Genomic DNA, 20,936 nt, shown 5'->3' with positions numbered 1-20,936 from the left:
GACGCTTCCTCAGGAGGACAAGTGGGACGACTCTTCGGCACGGACGGTGTGCGCGGTGTCGCCAACGCGGACCTGACCGCCGAGATGGCACTGGGTCTCTCCGTGGCCGCCGCGCACGTACTGGCCGAGGCGGGCACGTTCGAAGGGCACCGGCCGACCGCCGTGGTCGGACGCGACCCGCGGGCGTCCGGTGAGTTCCTGGAGGCCGCCATGGTCGCCGGGCTGGCGAGCGCCGGCGTGGACGTCTTGCGGGTCGGCGTGCTGCCGACGCCCGCCGTGGCGCACCTCACCGGAGCGCTCGGCGCGGACCTCGGTGTGATGCTGTCCGCGAGCCACAACGCGATGCCCGACAACGGCATCAAGTTCTTCGCGCGCGGCGGCCACAAGCTCGCCGACGAGCTGGAGGACCGGATCGAATCCGTGTACGAGGAGCACCGCACCGGCGCCCCCTGGGATCGCCCGACCGGAGCCGGTGTGGGCCGTGTGCGGGACTACGAGGAGGGGCTCGACACCTACGTCTCCCATCTCGTCGGCGTCCTGCCGAACCGGTTGGACGGTCTGCGCATCGTCCTCGACGAGGCGCACGGCGCCGCCTCCCGGGTCTCGCCGGAGGCGTTCGCGCGGGCCGGGGCCGAGGTCGTCACCATCGGTGCCCAGCCGGACGGGCTGAACATCAACGACGGCTGCGGTTCCACCCACCTGGACCGGCTGAAGGTCGCGGTCGTCGAGCACGGGGCCGATCTCGGCATCGCGCACGACGGCGACGCCGACCGGTGCCTGGCCGTCGACCACACCGGTGCCGAGGTGGACGGCGACCAGATCCTCGCCGTGCTCGCCCTGGCGATGCGGGAGCGCTCCGCACTGCGCTCCGACACCGTCGTCGCGACCGTGATGTCCAACCTCGGCTTCAAGCTCGCCATGGAACGCGAAGGCATCCACTTCGTCCAGACCGCGGTCGGCGACCGGTACGTCCTGGAGCAGATGAAGGAGAAGGGCTACGCCCTCGGCGGCGAGCAGTCCGGCCACGTCATCGTCCTCGACCACGCGACCACGGGTGACGGCACGCTCACCGGTCTGCTGCTGGCGGCGCGCGTCGCCGAGACCGGGCGTCCGCTGCGCGAGCTGGCCTCGGTGATGGAGCGGCTGCCGCAGGTGCTCATCAACGTGCCGGACGTGGACAAGTCCCGGGTGAAGACGTCCGCGGAGCTCTCCGCGGCCGTGACGGAGGCCGAGCGCGAGCTGGGCGAGACCGGCCGGGTGCTGCTCCGCCCCTCGGGCACCGAACCGCTGGTCCGCGTGATGGTGGAGGCCGCCGACATCGATCAGGCCCGCACGGTCGCGGGACGCCTGGCGGACGTGGTGAAGTCGGAGCTGGGTTAGTCCTGCCCGGCGGTTCCGGTCGCAGGGGGATCGGCGGCGCCTTGTCGGCGCGGGTGAGCGGGGGCGATGGGGGTCCCTCCCGCTCATGGGGGTCCCCTGCTCGAAGAGCTCGGGGGAGGGCGTGCCGGAGCCCGCGTCTGCGGCGTGATCCGTCGGCCCAGGGCCTGGACCCTGGGTCGGGACGCGGGGTCTGTGCAGGCGGTCCTGCCGGCTGGTCCGGAAGCGTTTCTGGGCCAGCAGGGTCAGGGTGCCGGCGACGGTGATGCTCAGCAGGTCGAGCAGGAGCTGTTCGGCGGAGCTCCAGGTTCGGGCCGTCTCGCCGTGGCTCAGGGCCACGGCCGCGTCCTTCTCGACCGGCGTGTCAGGCGCGGGTGCGGCACGGCGGCGGCGCGGCCGTCACAGCTTGCGCAGCCGGAGACGCTGGACCTTGTGGTCCGGGCCCTTGCGGACGACGAGGGTGGCGCGGCCGCGGGTGGGGGCGATGTTCTCCACCAGGTTGGGCTTGTTGATGGTGCGCCACATCGTTCCGGCGTACTCGAGTGCCTCCGCCTCCGAGACCTGCGTGTACTTGCGGAAGTACGAGGACGGGTCCTGGAAGGCGGTCGCGCGCAGCTTGCGGAAGCGGTTGAGGTACCAGCGTTCGATGTCCTCGGTGCGGGCGTCCACGTACACGCTGAAGTCGAAGTAGTCGGCGAGACCGACGCGCGTACGGCCGTCCTTGCCGGGCAGCGCCGGCTGCAGGACGTTCAGCCCTTCGACGATCAGGATGTCCGGGCGGCGCACGGTGAGCAGCTCGCCGGGGGCGATGTCGTAGATGAGGTGGGAGTAGACCGGGGCCGTCACCTCGTCCTTGCCGGCCTTGACGTCGGCGACGAAACGGGTGAGCGCGCGGCGGTCGAACGACTCGGGGAAGCCCTTGCGCGACATCAGGCCGCGTGCCTGGAGCTCCTTGGTGGGCAGCAGGAACCCGTCCGTGGTCACCAGCTCGACGCGCGGGTGCTCGGGCCAGCGGGACAGCAGGGCCTGGAGCAGACGGGAGACGGTGGACTTGCCGACGGCGACGGAACCGGCGACCCCTATGACGAAGGGAGTGCCGGACTGGGAGCCCTGTTCGCCGAGGAAGGTGTTCAGCGCGCCGCGGAGTCCGTCGGTGGCACCGACGTAGAGATTGAGCAGCCGGGACAGCGGGAGGTAGATGTCCCGCACCTCGTCGAGGTCGATGACGTCACCGAGACCGCGCAGCCGTTCCACCTCGTCGGCGGAGAGCGGCAGCGGCGTCTTGTGGCGCAGGGCGCTCCACTCGGCGCGGGTGAGGTCGAGGTAGGGAGTCGCCTCCGGCCGCTGCCGGTGGGCGCTCCGGGACGTCGAGGAGGCCGGTGAGATCACGGTCCATTGTTAACGGAGTTTGAACGAGGTGGTGCGTGGGCTGTGTCACGCGGTGAGCGGTAGCGGGGGAAACCGAGGGGAGTCGTGAGAAGTCGCGCGTCCCGTGTCCGGCCTTTCTTTGCCTCGGGTGCGGCGTTTCGTGGCGACTCGGGCCGCTGTCGGGCCCACAGCCACAGCCGGGGGCGCGGTGTGAAGCGCGCCAGGTCCGGAACGGCGGACGCACGAGGTGAGATCACGTGACTGTCACGGTTCCCCTACGAGTGATCTTCCGATGATCACTTGGGAAGGGGTTGTGTCTATATTCCGTGCACTCTGCCGCGAACTCCTCCGCGCCTTCGAAGAAAGAGTCTTCCCACATGAGAACCACCGTCGTCCGCCGCTCCGCTCTCGCCGCCTCCGCCGCCGCACTCGCCCTGCTCGTCACCGCCTGCGGCGGCTCCGCCGACAGCGGCAGCGACAGCGGCAGTGGCAAGGGCGACGGGGGCAAGGCCGACTCCTCCGCCTCCGCCGCGCCCGCGGCCAAGGCGCTGACCGCGGCCGAACTGGAGAAGGCCGCGCTGGTCCAGGCCGACGTGAAGGAGGGCAAGGTGGTCACGAAGGTGCCCGCGACGGACGACCTGAGCGCCGACAAGGTCAAGGCGGATGACGAGGCGTGCCAGCCCCTCGCCAACCTGCAGGTCGCGGTCCCGGTCGGCTCGCCCGCCGCCACCGTCAAGCGGTCCTGGACCGGTGAGGCGAAGAAGCCCGCCAAGGACGCGAGCCCGCAGGAGGCCCTGCTCGCCGGCCTCGACGTGGACAAGGTCTTCGTCACGCTCGCCTCCTACGAGGACGGCGGTGCCGAGCAGGTCATGAAGGACGTCGACGCCGCTGTCGAGAAGTGCGCCGGGGGCTTCACCGCCACCGCCGCCGGCGAGAAGCTCGAGTTCCTGAAGGCCGCCAGGGCCGAGGGGCCGAAGGGCGCCGACGAGTCCGTCGAGATCACCCTGACGATGGCCGCCGACGAGGGCGTCGAGGCGCCCGTCAAGATCGTCGTCGCGCGCACCGGCGCCACCGTCGCCGGCTTCTCGGCGATCAACTTCGGCGCGATCACCGCCGGCGAGGAAGCCCCCTTCCCGACGCAGCTCTCCGACGCCCAGCTCGCCAAGCTCGGCTGACCTCTCGCTGCTGTGATTCCCACCGGTGCCCGGACGTTGTCCGCGCACCGGTGGGAATTTCCGGTTTCGGACAAGCGGCGGCCGTTCTCCGAACCTGACGGACCGTAAGCTGCCGGGTATGTGCGGAATCGTGGGATACGTGGGGCCGCAGTCGGCGCTGGACGTCGTGACGGCCGGACTGAAACGGCTGGAATACCGGGGCTACGACTCGGCGGGCGTGGCCGTCCTCGCGGACGGCGGGCTCGCCACGGCGAAACGGGCCGGGAAACTGGTCAACCTGGAGAAGGAACTGGCCGCCCGGCCGCTCCCCACCGGGGCGACCGGCATCGGCCACACCCGCTGGGCCACGCACGGCGGCCCCACCGACGCCAACGCCCACCCGCACCTCGACAACGCGGGCCGGGTCGCCGTCGTCCACAACGGCATCATCGAGAACTTCGCCGAACTGCGGACCGAACTCGCCGAGCGCGGCCACGACATGGCCTCCGAGACGGACACCGAGGTCGTCGCCCACCTGCTCGCCGAGGAGTTCTCCTCCTGCGCGGACCTCGCCGAGGCGATGCGCCTGGTCTGCCGCCGCCTGCTCGGCGCCTTCACCCTGGTCGCCGTCCACGCGGACGCACCGGACACGGTCGTCGGCGCACGCCGCAACTCGCCGCTCGTGGTGGGCGTCGGCGCGGGCGAGTCCTTCCTCGCCTCGGACGTCGCCGCGTTCATCGACCACACCCGCTCCGCGATCGAACTGGGCCAGGACCAGGTCGTCGAGCTGCGCCGGGACGGAGTCACGGTCACCGGCTTCGACGGCGCACCGGCGGACGTCCGCACGTACCACGTCGACTGGGACGCCTCCGCCGCCGAGAAGGCCGGCTACGCCTCCTTCATGCTCAAGGAGATCGCCGAGCAGCCGAAGGCGGTCGCCGACACCCTGCTGGGCCGCATCGACGGCTCCGGCACCCTGTCCCTGGACGAGGTGCGGATCCCCCCGGAGGCGCTGCGCGAGGCCGACAAGGTCGTCATCGTCGCCTGTGGCACGGCCTTCCACGCCGGGCTGATCGCCAAGTACGCCATCGAGCACTGGACGCGGATTCCCTGCGAGGTCGAGCTGGCGAGCGAGTTCCGCTACCGCGATCCGATCCTGGACCAGCAGACCCTGGTCATCGCCGTCTCCCAGTCCGGCGAGACCATGGACACGCTGATGGCCCTGCGGCACGCCCGCGAACAGGGCGCCCGGGTCCTGGCCATCTGCAACACCAACGGCTCGACCATCCCGCGCGAGTCGGACGCCGTGCTCTACACCCACGCCGGCCCCGAGGTCGCCGTCGCCTCGACCAAGGCCTTCCTGACCCAGCTGGTCGCCTGCTACCTGGTCGCCCTGTACCTGGCCCAGGTCCGCGGCACGAAGTACGGCGACGAGATCCGCGCCGTCGTCCGGGACCTGTCCGCCATCGCAGGGTCGGTGGAGCGCGTCCTGGGGACGATGGAACCGGTACGGGAACTCGCCCGCACCCTCGCCCACAAGGACACGGTGCTGTTCCTGGGCCGGCACGTCGGCTACCCGGTCGCCCTGGAGGGCGCGCTCAAGCTCAAGGAGCTCGCCTACATGCACGCGGAGGGCTTCGCCGCGGGCGAGCTGAAGCACGGCCCGATCGCCCTGGTCGAGGACGGCCTGCCGGTCGTCGTGGTCGTCCCCTCACCACGCGGCCGCTCCGTCCTCCACGACAAGATCGTCTCCAACATCCAGGAGATCCGCGCCCGGGGCGCCCGCACCATCGTCATCGCCGAGGACGACGACGACGAGGTGACCCCCTACGCCGACCACCTCATCCGCATCCCGTCGACCCCGACCCTCCTCCAGCCCCTGGTCGCCACGGTCCCCCTCCAGGTCTTCGCCTGCGAACTCGCCACCGCCCGCGGCAACGAGGTCGACCAGCCCCGCAACCTGGCGAAGTCGGTCACGGTCGAGTGAACCCGCCGGGATCCGGTGGCGCCGTAAAGTGCTCGGCATGAGCATCATCGGGGTCGGGATCGATGTGGCCGAGATCGAGCGGTTCGCGGCGTCGTTGGAGCGGACGCCCGGGCTCGCGCGGCGGCTGTTCGTGGAGGGTGAGCTGCTGCTGGCGAGCGGGGAGCGGCGGGGCGTGGCCTCGCTGGCCGCGCGGTTCGCCGCCAAGGAGGCGCTGGCCAAGGCGCTCGGGGCGCCCGGCGGGCTGTACTGGACCGATGCCGAGGTGTACTGCGAGGACAGCGGGCAGCCCCGGCTGCGGGTGAAGGGGACGGTCGCGGCGCGGGCCGCCGAACTGGGCGTGCGGTCGTGGCACGTCTCGCTCAGCCATGACGCCGGCGTGGCCTCGGCGGTCGTGGTCGCGGAGGGGTGACGGTGGCCGCCGCGGACCGGAGCCCGCTGGGGTTTCCCGGGGTCGGGGGAGCAGGGGTCGAGCTGCCGGTGTGGGGCCAGGTGCTTCTCGGTGTCGCGGCCCTGCTCGTTGTGGTGTTCGCGCTGGTGCGGATGGCCCGGCTGCTGCGGCAGGGACGTGAACGGCGCCGGTGACCGGCCGGACGGGGAGGTGCCCGGTCGGTCGGCGGCACGGCATGCCGTCGACGGACGCGACGGGTATGCGGGCCTCGACGGCTTCCGACCGGCCTCCGAGACGCGGGGCGGCTTCCCGGATACGGGAGTTGGGACGTTTCGTGCGGGACACTCGGACGTATGCGTACTGCGTACAGCGTGGAGACGGTCAGGGCGGCGGAGCGGGAACTGATGGCGCGACTGCCGAAGGGCGCGCTGATGCAGCGTGCCGCCGCCGGGCTCGCCGCGGCCTGCGCGGAGCTGCTGGGGCGGGGCGCCCCGGGCGGACGGGTCTACGGAAGCAGGGTCGTCCTGCTGGTCGGCAGCGGGGACAACGGCGGCGACGCCCTCTACGCCGGTGCCCGGCTGGCCCGGCGCGGCGCGGGCGTCACGGCGGTGCTGCTCGCGCCGGAGCGCGCCCATGCCGCCGGGCTCGCGGCGTTGCGCCGGGCGGGGGGCCGGGCCGTGGGGACCGGCGGCGCCGAGGCGTTGATCCGGCGGGCCGATCTCGTCGTGGACGGCATCGTCGGGATCGGCGGCAAGGGCGGGCTGCGGCCGGACGCGGTGCCGCTCGCCGAGGCCGCCGAGCGGTCGCGCGGCGCGGTCGTCGCCGTCGACCTGCCGAGCGGTGTCGACGCGGACACCGGTGAGGTCCGCGGCACCGCGCTCCGGGCCGACCTCACGGTGACCTTCGGGACGCACAAGCCGGGGCTGCTCGTCGATCCGGCACGGGAGTACGCGGGGTCGGTACGGCTCGTCGACATCGGGCTGGAACTGCCGGCCGAGCCGGTGCTGGAGGCGCTCCAGCACGCCGACGTGGCACGGCTGCTGCCGGTGCCCGGCGCGGAGAGCGACAAGTACCGGCGTGGCGTCGTCGGGGTCGCCGCCGGGTCCGCCCGCTATCCCGGCGCCGCCGTGCTCGCGGTGTCCGGCGCGCTGCGGGGCGGCGCCGGGGCCGTGCGGTACGTCGGTCCCGCCGCCCGGGACGTGATCGCCCGCTTCCCCGAGACGCTGGTGTCCGACCGGGGGCCGAAGCACGCCGGGCGGGTGCAGGCGTGGGTCGTCGGGCCCGGGGCCGGTGACGACGCCGGGCCCGTGGCGGAGGTCCTGGCGGCGGACGTACCGGTGCTGATCGACGCGGACGGACTGCGGCTGGCCGACGCCTCGGCCGTACGGGCACGCCGGGCGCCCACACTGATGACCCCGCACGCCGGCGAGGCCGCCGCGCTGCTCGGCGTGGAACGGGAGGAGGTCGAGGGCGGCAGGCTGGCCGCGGCGCGTGAACTGGCCGGACGCTACGGGGCGACCGTGCTGCTCAAGGGCTCCACGACGCTGGTCGCCGACCCGGGCGCCGGGATCGGCGACGGGACGGCGACGGCCGTGCGGGTGAACCCGACCGGCACGTCCTGGCTGGCCACGGCCGGGAGCGGGGACGTCCTGTCCGGACTGGCGGGCTCGCTGCTGGCGGCCGGGCTGGCGCCACTGGACGCGGGCAGCGCGGCGGCCTACCTGCACGGCCTCGCCGGACGATGCGCGGCGGACGGCGCGCCGGTGGGGGCGCACGACGTGGCGGAGGCGCTCCCGGCGGCCTGGCGGGACGTCGTGCGCGTGTGAGGACGGGGAGGCCGGGGAGGCCGGGTGAGGACGGAAGGCCGGGGGAGGAGGCGGCCGGGGGAGGCCGCCCGGTGGTGCAGTACCGCTCCCTGTGGGGTCTCGTACCGCTCTGAGACACTGGGGCGCGATGAACGAGACAGATGCTGTGCGGGGCGCGACGCTGCGGGCCCGCGCCGAGATCGATCTGGCCGCGCTGCGCGCCAACGTGCGGAGCCTGCGTGCCCACGCGCCCGACGCCGCCTTCATGGCCGTGGTCAAGGCGGACGGCTACGGGCACGGCGCGGTGCCGTGCGCGCGGGCGGCCGTCGAGGCCGGGGCGACCTGGCTCGGTACGGCCACCCCGCAGGAGGCCCTGGCGCTGCGCGCGCCCGGCGCCGGGGTGCCGGACGACGTGCGCGTCATGTGCTGGCTGTGGACGCCCGGCGGGCCCTGGCGGGAGGCGATCGAGGCCGATCTCGACGTGTCCGTCAGCGGCCTGTGGGCGCTGGAGGAGGTCACCGCGGCCGCGCGTCTCGCCGGGCGGCCCGCGCGCGTCCACCTCAAGGCCGACACCGGCCTCGGGCGGGGCGGCTGCGTGCCCGGGGACTGGGCCGAGCTGATCGCCGGGGCGCTGCGCGCCGAGGCCGACGGACTGCTGCGCGTCGTCGGCCTGTGGTCGCACCTCGCCTGCGCCGACGAGCCGGGGCACCCCTCCATCGAGGCCCAGCTCACCCGCTTCCGGGAGATGGTGGCGCGGGCCGAGCAGCAGGGCGTCGACCCCGAGGTCCGGCACATCGCCAACTCGGCAGCCACCCTCACCCTCCCCGAGAGCCACTTCGACCTCGTCCGGTCCGGCATCGCGCTCTACGGCGTCTCGCCCAGCCCCGAGATCGGCACCCCCGCCGACTTCGGGCTGCGTCAGGTGATGACCCTGACCGCCTCCCTCGCCCTGGTGAAGCACGTCCCGGGCGGAGAGGGCATCGGGTACGGCCACCACTACGTCACCCCGGGCGCGACCACCCTCGGCCTCGTCCCGCTCGGCTACGCGGACGGCATCCCGCGGCACGCCTCCTCCGCCGGTCCGGTGCTGGTCGAGGGCAAGTGGCGCACGGTCGCGGGGCGGATCGCGATGGACCAGTTCACCGTCGACCTGGGCGGGGACGAACCCCGGGCGGGCGCCGAGGCGGTCCTCTTCGGCCCCGGCGACCGCGGCGAACCCACCGTCGAGGACTGGGCGCAGGCCGCGGGCACCATCGGGTACGAGATCGTCACCCGGATCGGAACCCGCGTTCCGCGCGTCCATGTGAACGCGACGACGTAGACGCGACGACGTAGACGTGAGTCCGTGGGCGTGGGTCCGTGGACGCGACGCCGCAGACGCAGGCACGGAAACATACAGAGGAGCCGTACGTGGGGGAGAGCAGTGCGGAGGCCGCCCTGGCGGCTGCCGACTCCGTTGCCGCGGCGTCCGGCGGCTGGCGCCGGGCGACCGGTGTCGCCGGTTTCGCGATAGGCGTGCTCGCGACGGGCGCCGCCGCCGGCGTCGCCATAGAGCGGATGACGGTCGGCCGGGGCATGCGCAAGAAGGCCCGGCTCGCCCTCGACTCCACGGGCCCCTACGGCTCGCTGCGCGGCACCCCCGGCAAGGCGTACGCCGAGGACGGCACCGAGTTGTACTACGAGGTCGACGACCTCGACCCCGACCCCGCCGCCGCTCCCGCACGGCGCCGCCGGCTGTTCGGCCGCAAGTCACCCGCCCCCGTCACCGTCGTCTTCAGCCACGGCTACTGCCTCAGCCAGGACTCCTGGCACTTCCAGCGGGCCGCGCTCAGGGGCGTCGTACGGACCGTGCACTGGGACCAGCGCAGCCACGGCCGCTCCGGGCGGGGCGCGGCCCAGACCGAGCGGGGCGAGCCGGTCACCATCGACCAGCTCGGACAGGACCTCAAGGCCGTCATCGACGCCACCGTCCCCGAGGGGCCCATCGTGCTGGTCGGGCACTCCATGGGCGGGATGACGGTGATGGCCCTCGCCGACCGGTACCCCGAGCTGATCCGCGAGCGGGTCGTCGGTGTCGCCCTCGTCGGTACGTCGTCGGGGCGGCTCGGCGAGGTCAACTTCGGGCTGCCCGTGGCCGGGGTCAACGCGGTGCGGCGGGTGCTGCCCGGGGTGCTGAAGGCGCTGGGGCAGCGGGCCGAGCTGGTGGAGAGGGGGCGCCGGGCCACGGCGGACCTGTTCGCCGGAGTCATCAAGCGGTACTCGTTCGCGACCCGGGACATCGACCCGGCCGTCGCCCGCTTCGCCGAGCGGATGATCGAGTCCACTCCGATCGACGTCGTCGCCGAGTACTACCCGGCGTTCAGCGACCACGACAAGACCGAGGCCCTCGCCCACTTCGCCGATCTCCCGGTGCTGGTGCTGGCCGGGGTGCGGGACCTGGTGACGCCCAGCGAGCACAGCGAGGCCATCGCCGACCTGCTGCCGGACGCGGAACTCGTGCTGGTGCCCGACGCCGGGCACCTGGTGATCCTGGAGCATCCGGAAGTGGTCACCGACCGTCTCGCGGACCTGTTGGCCCGCGCGGGAGCAGTGCCCGCAGGAGCTACCGTGGGTGCCTATGGAAGCACCAGCAGCACCGGACAACCCGGCTGAGCAGCCGCAGCCGCCCGAGTCCTCCACGTCGGCCGCGCGCTCCGTCGGGCTCGAGCTCACCGTCACCTCGGCCGAACAGATGCGGGAACTGGGCCGCAAGCTCGCCAAACTGCTGCGCGCCGGCGACCTCGTGATGCTCACCGGTGAGCTGGGCGCGGGCAAGACCACGCTGACCCGCGGGCTCGGCGAGGGGCTCGGGGTGCGCGGTGCCGTCACCTCGCCGACGTTCGTGATCGCCCGCGTCCACCCGTCCCTGGGGGACGGCCCGCCGCTGCTCCACGTCGACGCGTACCGGCTCTCCGGCGGGCTGGACGAGATGGAGGACCTCGATCTCGACGTCTCGCTGCCCGAGTCGGTGATCGTCGTGGAGTGGGGCGAGGGCAGGATCGAGGAACTGACCGAGGACCGGCTCCAGCTCGTCATCCACCGCGCGGTCGGCGACACGACGGACGAGGTACGGCACGTGACGCTGACCGGCCTGGGCGACCGCTGGGCGGGCACCGACCTGAGCGTGCTGTCGGCCTGAGCCGGGAGGCACCGGTCCGGGGAGGCCGGGTGGGGGCCGCTTCCCCCGTATGTTCTCCATGCGTTCCGACAAGGTGTCGGCAAAATGTTGCGTTCGGTGTCCCGGACGTGGTCACATGGTGTCCAGCTCGTAGTTAGGTCTACCTAACTACGTCCGCCCCCGACCCCCAGGAGGCGTCCATGCCGGCCATCGAGAGCTCTTGCCGGACGACCGGGACACGGTCGCAGTCGTCCACCGGGGTTTCGATGCGGGACCTGCTGGCCGCCGGTGCGGCCGCCGCCGCGGTCTCCACCCCGCCCCGCGCCCCCGAGCCGCTGCCGCAGTCGCGGCCCGCGGAGCCGACCGGCACCCACCGTGACGCCGCCTGACCTGTAGACGCCGCCTGACCTGTGAGGGCAGGCTCCGGCGGCTACCGGACGACGACGACCTTGCGGCCGATCGTCGCGAACTTCCACATCGCCCTGCCGTCCGCCCGGGTCTCGCGGACACCGCCCGTGCGGACCTTCGGGTCGACTTCCGGGACCGAGCCGTCCACGGCCGCGCTGAAGCCGATCACCGTGCCGTCGCCGTCGGCGAAACGGACGACGTGTTCGACCGGGACGCCGTCCGATCCGGTGATCTTCCCGGAGCGGGAGGTGACCCGGTAGGTGCCCGGCTCCGGGTCCACCGTGCCGGGCTTGACCGTGAAGGTGCGCTCGACCTTGCCGCTCTCTTCGACGAGCCACACCCGGTCGGCGTCCAGCGCGTACACGACCCGGGCGCCCCGGCCGGAGCCTCTGGGGGGTGCGGTGAGGGTGCCGGCGTCGTGGGTGCCGTCCGTATCGTCTGCGTCGTCGGTACCTCGGCCCGCCTGCGCGGCACCCGGCGCGGTGCCCGCGCGGGTGGCGTGTGGGCGGGCCGAGGCGTTCGACGCCGCCTGGTGACCGAGGAAGGCGATCGCCGCGAGGGCGGCCGCGGTCAGTCCCGCCACGATCGCCGAACTGCTGCCTGCCACCGCCCTCACCTCAGCCCCACGTCTACCGTTGCGTCTGTCATCGAATGTCAGAAATGATCCATAATTGCGCGTACGCCGATGTGACGGTAGCAGTACGTAGCCGTTCGACCGGGTCGTCCGACACGGGCCGTGGGGAGCCGTAGGCTGTTTGTGTGCTCTTGCTCGCTCTGGATACCGCCACCCCCGCCGTCACCGTCGCGCTGCACGACGGCGACGACGTCATCGCCTCCTCGAGCCAGGTGGACGCCCGCCGACACGGCGAGCTGCTGCTCCCGGCGATCGACCGGGTGCTCGACGAAGCCGGTCTGAAGACGGGCGCCGTCACCGGGATCGTCGTCGGCATCGGTCCCGGTCCGTACACCGGGCTGCGGGTCGGCCTGATGACCGCGGACACCTTCGGGCTCGCGCTCGGCGTCCCCGTGCACGGTGTGTGCACGCTGGACGGCCTCGCCTACGCCGCCGACCTGGAGGGCCCCTTCGTCGTGGCGACCGACGCCCGCCGCAAGGAGGTCTACTGGGCGCGCTACGCCGACTCGCGCACCCGCCTCACCGACCCCGCCGTCGACCGCCCCGCCGACATCGCCGGGCGGGTCGCGGGGCTGCCCGCGGTCGGCGCCGGTGCGCTGCTGTACCCCGAGACCTTCCCCAGGGCGCACGAGCCGGAGCACGTGTCGGCCGCCGCCCTCGCCCGGCTGGCCGCCGAGCGGCTGGCGGCGGGGGAGGAACTGCCCGCGCCCCGGCCGCTGTACCTGCGGCGGCCCGATGCCCAGGTCCCCAAGAACTACAAGGTGGTCACCCCCAAGTGACAGGACCCGAGAACCCCGAGAGCGTCGTACTGCGTGAGATGCGCTGGTGGGACATCGAACCCGTGCTCCAGGTGGAGCGCGAACTGTTCCCCGAGGACGCCTGGTCACGCGGGATGTTCTGGTCCGAGCTGGCCCATGCGCGCGGGCCCGCCGCGACCCGCAGGTATGTGGTCGCCGAGGAGGGCGACCGCCTCGTCGGGTACGCGGGGCTCACCGCCGCGGGTGCGCAGCCCGACGGTGACGGGGCGTCCGGTGACGGGGCGTCCGGCGGGGACGACGCCGGTGTGGCCGACGTCCAGACCATCGCCGTCACCCGGGACCATTGGGGCACCGGCCTCGGCTCGCGGCTGCTGACGGAACTGCTGCGGGCGGCCACCGCGTTCGAGTGCGCCGAGGTGTTCCTGGAGTGCCGGATCGACAACGTCCGTGCCCAGAAGCTGTACGAGCGCTTCGGCTTCGAGACCATCGGGGTCAGGAAGGGCTACTACCAGCCGGGGAACGTGGACGCCCTGGTGATGCGGCTGGCCGACCCGGCGACCTCTGTGAGTCCGGCGAACCCGATGAGCGCGACGAACCCGACGAACCCCGTGAACGGCGTAGAAGGAACCGAGACCCATGGCTGACGAACCCCTGGTGCTGGGGATCGAGACCTCCTGCGACGAGACCGGTGTCGGAGTCGTCCGGGGCACCACCCTGCTGGCCGACGCCGTCGCCTCCAGCGTCGACGAGCACGCCCGCTTCGGCGGCGTCGTCCCGGAGGTCGCCTCCCGGGCGCACCTCGAGGCGATGGTGCCGACGATCGGCCGCGCGCTGAAGGAGGCGGGGGTGAGCGCCCGGGACCTGGACGGCATCGCCGTCACCGCCGGTCCGGGCCTCGCCGGCGCGCTGCTCGTCGGCGTCTCGGCGGCCAAGGCGTACGCCTACGCCCTCGGCAAGCCCCTCTACGGCGTCAACCACCTCGCCTCGCACATCTGCGTCGACCAGCTGGAGCACGGACCGCTGCCCGAGCCGACGATGGCGCTGCTGGTGTCCGGCGGACACTCCTCGCTGCTGCTGTCCTCGGACATCACCTCCGACGTCCGCCCCATGGGCGCCACCATCGACGACGCGGCGGGCGAGGCCTTCGACAAGGTCGCGCGCGTGCTGAACCTCGGCTTCCCCGGCGGTCCGGTCATCGACCGGTACGCGCGCGAGGGGGACCCGAACGCGATCGCGTTCCCACGCGGGCTCACCGGTCCGCGCGACCCGGCGTACGACTTCTCCTTCTCCGGCCTCAAGACGGCCGTGGCCCGCTGGATCGAGGCCAAGCGGGCGGCGGGGGAGGAGGTCCCGGTGCGCGACGTGTCGGCGTCCTTCCAGGAGGCGGTCGTGGACGTGCTCACCCGCAAGGCCGTACGCGCCTGCAAGGACGAGGGTGTCGACCATCTGATGATCGGCGGTGGAGTGGCCGCCAACTCCCGGCTGCGGGCGCTGGCCCAGGAGCGCTGCGAGGCGGCCGGTATCCGGCTGCGCGTGCCACGCCCCAAGCTGTGCACGGACAACGGCGCGATGGTGGCCGCCCTGGGTGCGGAGATGATCGCCCGGGGCCGGGCCGCCTCCGACTGGGACCTGTCCGCCGACTCGTCGCTCCCGGTGACGGAACCCCATGTCCCGGGCGAGGCCCACACCCGCAGCCACAGTCATGACCACGACCACGTTCATGAGGTCGGCAAGGAGAACCTGTACTCATGACCGTCGCGTTGATGTGGGAGGCGCGGGCGGTGCCGGACCGGGGCGAGGACCTGCTGGCCTGGGCGCGGACCCAGGAGTTCGACGGCGATCCGCCCCTGCGCCGGGAGACCTTCCGCGCCCCGCAGGACCGCGTCCTGGTCATCACCTGGTGGGACGCCCCGTACGACGCCGACCTCCCCGAACTCCCCGAACCAGCCGCTGAGTTGATCACCCGCCCGGTCCACCGCTGGCGCTTCGAGTCGGTGGCGGCGGACTGACCGGCGTCCCGCGCGGGCGACCGACCGTGGTTCCAGGGCGCCCGGGGTCCGACCAGGCGACGGCCTGCTCGATCGACGAAAACCGAATGTTTCGGACCCTGTGTCGAATGTTCTGGGATTCAGTGGTGCGGGAGAGGCTCCGCCAAGGAGGTCCCGGGGATACGATCGCCGCCATGAATTCCTCGCAGCCCGCTGAGAACCGGACGCGAGGGCGCAGTGCGCAGACTGCGACCCTCGCCGAGATCGCCCGCGAGGCCGGTGTCTCGGCACCGACTGTTTCGAAGGTCCTCAACGGCCGTGCCGATGTCGCCCCCGCCACCCGCAGCCGGGTCGAGGAACTGCTGCGCGCCCACGGCTACCGGCGCCGACGTGCCGAGGCCACCCGCTCGCCGCTGATCGACCTGGTCTTCCACGAGTTGGAGAGCGCCTGGGCGATGGAGGTCATCCGGGGCGTGGAGAACGTGGCCAGGGACGCCGGACTGAGCGTCGTGCTCTCCGAGAGCGCGGGGCGGCTCACGCCGGGGCGCACCTGGGCCGACCAGGTCGCCGCGCGCCGTCCGCACGGGGTGGTCCTCGTCCTGTCCGGTCTCGACGAGTCCGGGCGGGCGCTGCTGACCAGCCGTTCCATCCCGTTCGTGGTGATGGACCCGGCGGGCGACCCGGGCACCGACGTGCCCTCCATCGGCGCGACCAACTGGCAGGGCGGCCTCGCCGCCACCCGGCATCTGGTCGAGCTGGGGCACACCAGGATCGGGGCGATCAGCGGCCCCTCGCAGATGATGTGCAGCCGCGCCCGCATCGACGGTTACCGGGCGGCGCTGGAGACCGGCGGGCTTCCGGTGGACCCCGGGCTGATCATGCCCGGCGACTTCCATCACGAGACCGGTTACCGCCAGGGCCTCGCCCTGCTGCGCCGCGAGGACCGGCCCACGGCGGTCTTCGCCGGCAACGACCTCCAGGCGCTCGGTCTCTACGAGGCCGCGCGTGAGCTGGGTCTGCGGATCCCCGAGGACCTGAGCGTGGTCGGGTTCGACGATCTGCCGGTGGCCCGTTGGGTGGGGCCGCCGCTGACGACCGTACGGCAGCCGCTGACCGAGATGGCCGAGGCGGCGGCCAGGCTGGTCCTCGACCTGGGCAAGGGCGAGGGCGCGGCGGCCGCGACCCGGGTGGAACTGGCCACGAGCCTGGTGGTGCGCAGCAGTACGGGAGCGCCGCCGGCCGGGCGAGGGCGTTAGGGCGTCGAGGACTGCCGCCCGCGGGCCTCACCGCACCGGGTGCCCCAGCAGCATCGTCGGGGCGCCTGCGACGCGGGTGAGGAAGACCGTGACGGACTCGGGGCCGTGGGGTTTGGGCAGGGCCTTGCGGCGGAGTTCCTCCGGTTCCACCGCCGAGCCGCGCTTCTTGACGGTCAGCGTGCCGATCCGGCGCTCACGCAGCAGCGCCTTCAGCTTCTTGACGTTGAAGGGGAGCCGGTCGGTGATCTCGTAGGCGGTGGCGTACGGGGTGGGGCGGTGCTCGTCGGCGGTGACGTAGGCGATGGTCGGGTCGATGAGCCCGCCGTCGAGCTGTTCGGCGACCTCGGCGACGAGATGGGCGCGGATGACGGCGCCGTCGGGCTCGTACAGGTATCGGCCGGGCGGGCGCACCGCGGGGTCCGGCAGCCCGCGGGAGAGGAGCGTGCGCGGGCCGGGCAACAGGGTCGCCCGGATCGCCGGCGCCGCACTCCCCGATCCGGCGGCGGCCGTCCGCCCGTTGCCGAACCACAGCACCGCCTCCTTCACCTCCCCGCCGTCCGAGATCCACTCGGCCTCCGCGTCGGTGGGGACGGCCTCGTGAGGGATGCCCGGGGCGACCTTCAGCGCGGCGGCGCGGGGTGCCTTGCGGGCCGCCTCGATCGCCCAGGACAGCGGAGGTGAGTAGGCCTCGGGATCGAAGACGCGACCGCGGCCGCCACGCCGGGCCGGATCGACGAAGACGGCGTCGTAACCGGCCGGGTCCACCTCCGTGACGTCGGCCTCCCGCACCTCGATCAGCCCGGCCAGACCCAGCTCGTCCGCGTTCGCGCGGGCCGCCGCCGCGGTGAGCGGGTCCCGGTCCACCGCCAGCACCCGGATCCCGGCGCGGGCCAGCGCGATCGCGTCCCCGCCGATCCCGCAGCACAGGTCGGCCACCGAGGTCACGCCCGACTCCTTCAGCCGCCGCGCCCGGTACGCCGCCACGCTCGCCCGGGTCGACTGCTCGACCCCGTTCGGCGTGAAGAACATGCGCGCGGCGTCCTGGGCCCCGAACTTCGCCACCGCCCGCTGCCGCAGGCGAGCCTGGCCGAGCGCCGCCGAGACCAGTTCGGCCGGATGCTCACGGCGCAGCCGGGTCGCGACGGCGAGCTCCCGCGCCGGGTCGGTGTCGCGCACCTCGTCGAGGAGGGCGCGGCCCTCGGGGGTGAGGAGCGGGGCGAGGGGTGAGGCGGAGAGCGGGGTGCGGTCGTTCACCGGCCCATTGTGGGTCAGGTGCGGGCCGGCTGTGGGCCAGTCGGTGGACGGTGCGCCGCCGGCCGCGGTGTCGGGCCGGCTCCGGGGCGGTGGACTGCGAGGATCCGGCTCCATGCGACTAGTAGGACAAAACGATAAAAGGCGGTCAAGGTGGGGTGTGCGGGCCGGTGCCGCCGTACTCACCCTCGCGGCCCTCGCCCCTCTCGTCGCGGGCTGCGGAAAGAACTCCACCGCTCCGGGCCCGGCTGCGGGCGGACAGCAGCCCCTCGGTGCGCCCCCGGCCCGCGCGCCCGACTCCTACGCCCCCGAACTGCGCGCCGCGCACGCCGCACGGGTGGCCGCCGCGAAGCGCTGGGGGCTCAAGCTGGTGCCCCGGACCGCTCCGCCGGCGCCCGAGAAGAAGCCGAGGATCACCACCCGTAAGGGCTTCGAGGTCGACGGCCACCGGAAACTGGGCCTTCCCCCGGTCTTCACCACCGTCCCCACGGACGAGAGGGTCGTCTTCCTCACCATCGACGACGGCGCCGAGAAGGACCCGGAGCTCCTGCGCATGATGAGCGAGTTGGAGATCCCGTACACCGCGTTCCTCAGCGACTACGTCATCAAGGGGGACTACGGCTACTTCGAGGAGATGCAGGACCTGGGTGTCGGCCTGAACAACCACACCCTGAACCACCCGTCCCTGCGCGGCCTGTCCCGCGCCCGTCAGAAGCGCGAGATCTGCGGCATGCAGGACGTCCTCGAGGAGCGGTACGGCCGTCGCCCGGTCCTGTTCCGCCCGCCGTTCGGCAGCTACGACAAGAACACCCTGCGCGCGGCCGAGTCCTGCGGCATCGAGTACGTCCCGCTGTGGAACGAGGAGGTCTTCGTCGACCGCTGGGAGTACCGAGAGGGCGACCGGAAGCTGCACCCCGGCGACATCGTCCTGACCCACTTCCGGGGCCGGAACGAGTGGAAGGGCACGATGCCCGACATGATCCGCCGCTTCCTGGACAAGGTCACGGCCGAGGGGTACGCGGTGGGGCGCCTGGAGGACTACCTGTGATTCGGCGGGGGGCGGCCGTGGCGGTTCAGGCTGAAGCGGGCGTCCGGGGGTGGCAGCCCCGGGGATGATCACCCGAACAGGGGCCGGCTTTCCGGACCGGCGTACGCGGGAACTCCGGCGACGCGAACGCGGTGAATTGGCACTCCGCTTGACCGAGTGCTAATCGCGGTCATAGTCTCGGGTCTGGCACTCCCCCCTGGAGAGTGCCAACACACGCGACGGGCAGGTCCGGCACCCGCGACGACGGATCGACCTGGTCGCCACCTCAGACAGTTAACCCCGTGAGATCTCCGAAGGGGGAGGTCGGATCGTGACGACCGCCAGCTCCAAGGTTGCCATCAAGCCGCTCGAGGACCGCATCGTGGTCCAGCCGCTCGACGCCGAGCAGACCACGGCTTCGGGCCTGGTCATTCCGGACACCGCCAAGGAGAAGCCCCAGGAGGGCGTTGTCCTGGCCATCGGTCCGGGCCGCATCGAGGACGGCAAGCGCGTCGAACTCGACGTGAAGGTCGGCGACGTCGTGCTCTACAGCAAGTACGGCGGCACCGAGGTGAAGTACAACAACGAGGAGTACCTCGTTCTCTCGGCCCGCGACGTTCTCGCGATCATCGAGAAGTAAGTCACCTCGTAGCACATTTGCTCCGAAACTGCGCCCCTGGTCCCGATACGCTCACCGAGCCGGGCGCCCGGGGCGCAGTGATTTTTCACCCCTGATTTCCGAGAGGGCTCCCGCTGCCATGGCGAAGATCCTGAAGTTCGACGAGGACGCCCGTCGCGCCCTTGAGCGCGGCGTCAACAAGCTTGCCGACACGGTGAAGGTGACGATCGGCCCCAAGGGCCGCAACGTCGTCATCGACAAGAAGTTCGGCGCCCCCACCATCACCAACGACGGTGTCACGATCGCCCGCGAGGTCGAGGTCGAGGACCCGTACGAGAACCTCGGCGCCCAGCTGGTCAAGGAGGTGGCGACCAAGACCAACGACATCGCGGGTGACGGTACGACCACCGCGACCGTGCTGGCCCAGGCCCTGGTCCGCGAGGGCCTGAAGAACGTCGCCGCCGGCGCCTCCCCGGCCGCCCTGAAGAAGGGCATCGACGCCGCCGTCGCCGCGGTCTCCGAGGACCTCCTCGCCTCGGCGCGCCCGATCGACGAGAAGTCCGACATCGCCGCCGTCGCCGGGCTGTCCGCCCAGGACCAGCAGGTCGGCGAGCTCATCGCCGAGGCGATGGACAAGGTCGGCAAGGACGGTGTCATCACCGTCGAAGAGTCCAACACCTTCGGTCTGGAGCTGGACTTCACCGAGGGCATGGCCTTCGACAAGGGCTACCTGTCGCCGTACTTCGTGACGGACCAGGAGCGCATGGAAGCCGTCCTGGACGACCCGTACATCCTCATCACGCAGGGCAAGGTCGGCTCCATCGCCGAGCTGCTGCCGCTGCTGGAGAAGGTCATCCAGGCCAACGCCTCCAAGCCGCTGCTGATCATCGCCGAGGACGTCGAGGGCGAGGCCCTGTCGACCCTGGTCGTCAACAAGATCCGCGGCACGTTCAACGCCGTCGCGGTCAAGGCCCCCGGCTTCGGCGACCGCCGCAAGGCGATGCTGCAGGACATGGCCGTCCTCACCGGCGCCACGGTCGTCTCCGAGGAGGTCGGCCTCAAGCTCGACCAGGTCGGCCTGGACGTGCTGGGCTCCGCCCGCCGCGTCACCGTCACCAAGGACGACACCACGATCGTCGACGGTGCCGGCAAGAAGGAGGACGTGACCGGTCGCGTCGGCCAGATCAAGGCCGAGATCGAGACCACCGACTCCGACTGGGACCGCGAGAAGCTCCAGGAGCGCCTCGCGAAGCTGGCCGGCGGCGTGTGCGTGATCAAGGTCGGCGCCGCCACCGAGGTGGAGCTGAAGGAGAAGAAGCACCGTCTGGAGGACGCCATCTCCGCGACCCGCGCCGCGGTCGAGGAGGGCATCGTCTCCGGTGGTGGCTCCGCGCTCGTCCACGCCGTCAAGGTCCTCGAGGACAACCTCGGCAAGACCGGCGACGAGGCCACCGGTGTCGCGGTCGTCCGCCGCGCCGCCGTCGAGCCGCTGCGCTGGATCGCCGAGAACGCCGGCCTCGAGGGCTACGTCATCGTCTCCAAGGTCGCCGAGCTCGAGAAGGGCAGCGGCTACAACGCCGCCACCGACGAGTACGGCGACCTGGTCAAGGCCGGCGTCATCGACCCGGTCAAGGTCACCCGCTCCGCCCTGGAGAACGCCGCCTCCATCGCCTCCCTGCTGCTCACGACCGAGACCCTGGTCGTCGAGAAGAAGGAAGAAGAGGAGCCGGCCGCCGCGGGCCACGGCCACGCCCACTGA

General features: G+C 72.5%; 21 protein-coding genes. 18 read left to right on the top strand and 3 right to left on the bottom strand.

Annotated features, from left to right (window positions below; all coding sequences use genetic code 11):
* Positions 1-21 precede the first annotated feature (21 nt).
* Complete coding sequence (gene glmM / locus AC6F7H_RS09860) at positions 22-1,380, top strand: phosphoglucosamine mutase (protein ID WP_500756604.1); 1,359 nt, start codon at positions 22-24, stop codon at positions 1,378-1,380.
* Between the two features lie 396 nt (positions 1,381-1,776).
* On the opposite strand, the gene coaA is transcribed toward glmM, so the two are convergent.
* Complete coding sequence (gene coaA / locus AC6F7H_RS09855; RefSeq protein ID WP_500756603.1) at positions 1,777-2,766, bottom strand: type I pantothenate kinase; 990 nt, start codon at positions 2,764-2,766, stop codon at positions 1,777-1,779.
* 356 nt (positions 2,767-3,122) lie between these two features.
* On the opposite strand from coaA, the gene AC6F7H_RS09850 reads away from it, so the two are divergent.
* The 9 genes from AC6F7H_RS09850 to AC6F7H_RS09810 all read left to right on the top strand — a co-directional run bounded on the left by AC6F7H_RS09850 (position 3,123) and on the right by AC6F7H_RS09810 (position 11,625).
* Entirely contained in the window at positions 3,123-3,920 is a 798-nt protein-coding gene (locus AC6F7H_RS09850) for a hypothetical protein (RefSeq protein WP_500756602.1), read from the top strand.
* A gap of 118 nt (positions 3,921-4,038) precedes the next feature.
* A complete protein-coding gene (gene glmS / locus AC6F7H_RS09845) occupies positions 4,039-5,886 on the top strand; it encodes a glutamine--fructose-6-phosphate transaminase (isomerizing) (protein ID WP_500756601.1) in 1,848 nt (615 codons plus the stop codon).
* Between the two features lie 37 nt (positions 5,887-5,923).
* Entirely contained in the window at positions 5,924-6,295 is a 372-nt protein-coding gene (locus tag AC6F7H_RS09840) for a holo-ACP synthase (protein WP_109377859.1), read from the top strand.
* 2 nt (positions 6,296-6,297) lie between these two features.
* Complete coding sequence (locus AC6F7H_RS09835; RefSeq protein WP_500756600.1) at positions 6,298-6,468, top strand: hypothetical protein; 171 nt, start codon at positions 6,298-6,300, stop codon at positions 6,466-6,468.
* 159 nt (positions 6,469-6,627) lie between these two features.
* Positions 6,628-8,100 (top strand): NAD(P)H-hydrate dehydratase, encoded by a 1,473-nt coding sequence (locus tag AC6F7H_RS09830; protein WP_500756599.1) that lies wholly within the window; start codon positions 6,628-6,630, stop codon positions 8,098-8,100.
* Between the two features lie 127 nt (positions 8,101-8,227).
* Positions 8,228-9,400, top strand: coding sequence for an alanine racemase (gene alr / locus AC6F7H_RS09825; protein ID WP_500756597.1), 1,173 nt, complete (start codon positions 8,228-8,230; stop codon positions 9,398-9,400).
* Between the two features lie 89 nt (positions 9,401-9,489).
* Positions 9,490-10,731: an alpha/beta fold hydrolase gene (locus AC6F7H_RS09820; protein WP_500756596.1), complete on the top strand. Its 1,242-nt coding sequence runs from the start codon at positions 9,490-9,492 to the stop codon at positions 10,729-10,731.
* Positions 10,697-11,257 carry a tRNA (adenosine(37)-N6)-threonylcarbamoyltransferase complex ATPase subunit type 1 TsaE gene (gene tsaE, locus AC6F7H_RS09815; protein ID WP_500756594.1) on the top strand — a complete coding sequence of 187 codons (561 nt, stop codon included), beginning with the start codon at positions 10,697-10,699 and terminating at the stop codon, positions 11,255-11,257. The genes AC6F7H_RS09820 and tsaE overlap by 35 nt, the downstream gene beginning before the upstream one ends.
* A 179-nt stretch (positions 11,258-11,436) precedes the next feature.
* Complete coding sequence (locus tag AC6F7H_RS09810; protein WP_500756592.1) at positions 11,437-11,625, top strand: hypothetical protein; 189 nt, start codon at positions 11,437-11,439, stop codon at positions 11,623-11,625.
* A gap of 41 nt (positions 11,626-11,666) precedes the next feature.
* Here AC6F7H_RS09810 and AC6F7H_RS09805 read toward each other — a convergent pair whose 3' ends face one another.
* On the bottom strand, positions 11,667-12,251 hold the full coding sequence (locus AC6F7H_RS09805; protein ID WP_500756590.1) for a hypothetical protein: 585 nt from the start codon (positions 12,249-12,251) through the stop codon (positions 11,667-11,669).
* Positions 12,252-12,403: 152 nt separating this feature from the next.
* Between AC6F7H_RS09805 and tsaB the strand changes: the two genes are divergently transcribed.
* From tsaB to AC6F7H_RS09780, 5 genes are all read left to right on the top strand, one after another.
* Positions 12,404-13,057: a tRNA (adenosine(37)-N6)-threonylcarbamoyltransferase complex dimerization subunit type 1 TsaB gene (gene tsaB / locus AC6F7H_RS09800; RefSeq protein WP_500756589.1), complete on the top strand. Its 654-nt coding sequence runs from the start codon at positions 12,404-12,406 to the stop codon at positions 13,055-13,057.
* A 38-nt stretch (positions 13,058-13,095) separates the two neighbouring features.
* Complete coding sequence (locus AC6F7H_RS09795; RefSeq protein ID WP_500761734.1) at positions 13,096-13,680, top strand: GNAT family N-acetyltransferase; 585 nt, start codon at positions 13,096-13,098, stop codon at positions 13,678-13,680.
* Positions 13,673-14,788, top strand: a complete 1,116-nt coding sequence (tsaD, locus tag AC6F7H_RS09790; protein WP_500756587.1) for a tRNA (adenosine(37)-N6)-threonylcarbamoyltransferase complex transferase subunit TsaD — start codon at positions 13,673-13,675, stop codon at positions 14,786-14,788. The genes AC6F7H_RS09795 and tsaD overlap by 8 nt, the downstream gene beginning before the upstream one ends.
* On the top strand, positions 14,785-15,045 hold the full coding sequence (locus tag AC6F7H_RS09785; protein WP_500756586.1) for a hypothetical protein: 261 nt from the start codon (positions 14,785-14,787) through the stop codon (positions 15,043-15,045). The genes tsaD and AC6F7H_RS09785 overlap by 4 nt, the downstream gene beginning before the upstream one ends.
* A 173-nt stretch (positions 15,046-15,218) precedes the next feature.
* Positions 15,219-16,280, top strand: a complete 1,062-nt coding sequence (locus tag AC6F7H_RS09780) for a LacI family DNA-binding transcriptional regulator (RefSeq protein ID WP_500756585.1) — start codon at positions 15,219-15,221, stop codon at positions 16,278-16,280.
* Between the two features lie 27 nt (positions 16,281-16,307).
* On the opposite strand, the gene AC6F7H_RS09775 is transcribed toward AC6F7H_RS09780, so the two are convergent.
* On the bottom strand, positions 16,308-17,534 hold the full coding sequence (locus AC6F7H_RS09775; RefSeq protein ID WP_500756584.1) for a class I SAM-dependent methyltransferase: 1,227 nt from the start codon (positions 17,532-17,534) through the stop codon (positions 16,308-16,310).
* 157 nt (positions 17,535-17,691) lie between these two features.
* Between AC6F7H_RS09775 and AC6F7H_RS09770 the strand changes: the two genes are divergently transcribed.
* From AC6F7H_RS09770 to groL, 3 genes are all read left to right on the top strand, one after another.
* The gene (locus AC6F7H_RS09770) at positions 17,692-18,579 is read left to right on the top strand and encodes a polysaccharide deacetylase family protein (protein ID WP_500756583.1); all 888 of its coding nucleotides are present in this window, start codon (positions 17,692-17,694) and stop codon (positions 18,577-18,579) included.
* A gap of 310 nt (positions 18,580-18,889) precedes the next feature.
* Positions 18,890-19,198 carry a co-chaperone GroES gene (gene groES, locus AC6F7H_RS09765; RefSeq protein WP_109377710.1) on the top strand — a complete coding sequence of 103 codons (309 nt, stop codon included), beginning with the start codon at positions 18,890-18,892 and terminating at the stop codon, positions 19,196-19,198.
* Between the two features lie 118 nt (positions 19,199-19,316).
* Positions 19,317-20,936 carry a chaperonin GroEL gene (gene groL, locus AC6F7H_RS09760; RefSeq protein WP_500756581.1) on the top strand — a complete coding sequence of 540 codons (1,620 nt, stop codon included), beginning with the start codon at positions 19,317-19,319 and terminating at the stop codon, positions 20,934-20,936.

The sequence above is a fragment of the Streptomyces sp. MMS24-W38 genome, from assembly GCF_059889265.1.
The sequence above is the reverse complement of the archived record's forward strand: the minus strand, read 5'-3'. Positions and strand labels throughout refer to the sequence as shown.